We start from the raw sequence: 1,620 nt of genomic DNA on the forward strand, positions 1-1,620 counted from the left end.
GCGGTGGCCTGCCGGGCCAGCGAGTCGGCCCGCCCGGCGATCGAGGCCACCCGCTCCTCGGCGGTACGCACCGCGAGCCGGACCTCCATCTCGTTCTGCCGTGCCTGCGGCACCATGGCGGCGAGCTGGTCGCGTTCCTCGGTGGACGGTTCGGCGTCGATCGGGGTGGCCTCGGCCAGCCGCAGCCGTTCCTCCAGCTCGGCCAGCGCCGCGAGGTCCCGTTCCCGGGCCGCCTCGGCGCGTGCCCGGGACTCGCCGAGCCGGTCGGTCTCCGCCTTCGCCGATCGGGCGGCCGCGCCCAGTTCGGCGAGGCGGCGCGCGGCGGCGTTGCGGTGGCTCTCCGCCTCCCGCTTGGCGGCGGCGGCGTGCTGCACGGCCTCCTTGGCGGCGGCCACCTCGGCGCGCGCCTCGGCGAGCTGTTCGCGCAGCTCGGCGGCGGTCCGCTCGGCGGTGGCGCGGTTGGCCCGCGCCTCCTCGACGGCGGCCTGCACCTCGATGAAGCTAGGCGCCTTTGCCGACCCGCCCGCCGCCGCGTACGCCCCGACCACGTCGCCGTCGGGGGTGACCGCGCGCAGCTCCGGGTTCGCAACGACGAGCGCGGACGCGGCGGCCAGGTCGTCGACGAGCGCGACGTCGCGCAGCGCCCGGTGCACGGCCGGCCGGATCTCGGCCGAGCACTCCACCAGGTCGGGCGCCCAGCGGGCGCCCTCGGGCAGCTTCGGGCGCAGCGCGTCCGCGGAGCCGTCCATGCCCGGCCCGGCGGGGCTGCCGACCAGCAGCCCGGCCCGGCCGGCGTCGGAGATCTTGAGCAGCCGCATCGCCTCGACCGCTTCGTCCACGCCGCTGACCGCCACCGCGTCGGCGAGCCCGCCCAGCGCGGCGGCGAGCGCCGCCTCGTCACCGGGCGCGACGGTGAGCAGCCCGGCGAGGCTGCCGAGCAGGCCGGGAACCTGGTCGGCGCGGGCCAGCAGCTCACCGGCGCCGTCCTTGCGGCGCAGGCCCATCGCGAGCGCCTCCTCGCGGGCCTTCCAGGTGGCGGCGTCCTTCTCCGCGGCGCGCTCCCCGTCGGTCAGGCTGCGCACCGCCGCCTGGGCCCGCTCGTGTACGGCCACCGCCTCGTCGTGCCGGGCGTCCAGGTCGGCGTTGTCCCGGTCCGCCTCGGTCGACTGCTCGGCGACCGCGTCCAGGTCGGCCTGAGCCTTCTCGGCCCGGCCCATCGCGTCGGTGTGCGCGGCGGCGAGCCGTTCGATCTCCTCGCCGGCGCTCGTGGTCCGGGCCCGGGCGGAGTTCACCTGGCCGGTCAGGCGGGCCAGTCCCTCGCGCCGGTCGGCGATCGCCTTGGCGGCGGCGACCAGTTCCCGCTCGGCGGCGGCGAGCTGGCGTTCCAGCTCCTGGCGGTGCTCGACCGCCTCGGCCAGCCGGATCTGGTCCTCGGTGAGCGCGGCGCGCAGCTCCTCCTCCTGCTCGCGCACGCGCCGCGACTCCGCCTCCAGCTGTTCCGGGTCGCGGCCGGGGCGCTCGTCGTCACCGGCGGCGCTGAGGTGACGCAGCCGTTCCCGGGCCAGTTGCTCGATCGAGCGGAACCGTTCCTGGAGCGCGGAGAGGCGGTACCAGGTGTCC

1 pseudogene is annotated in these 1,620 nt (G+C 77.7%); it reads right to left on the reverse strand.

Annotated features, from left to right (window positions below):
* Positions 1–1,620: pseudogene (locus tag KBX39_RS30720) on the reverse strand (chromosome segregation protein SMC); the annotation flags it as partial.

The sequence above is a fragment of the Micromonospora sp. D75 genome, from assembly GCF_018070405.1.
Classification (GTDB): Bacteria; Actinomycetota; Actinomycetes; order Mycobacteriales; family Micromonosporaceae; genus Micromonospora; species Micromonospora chalcea.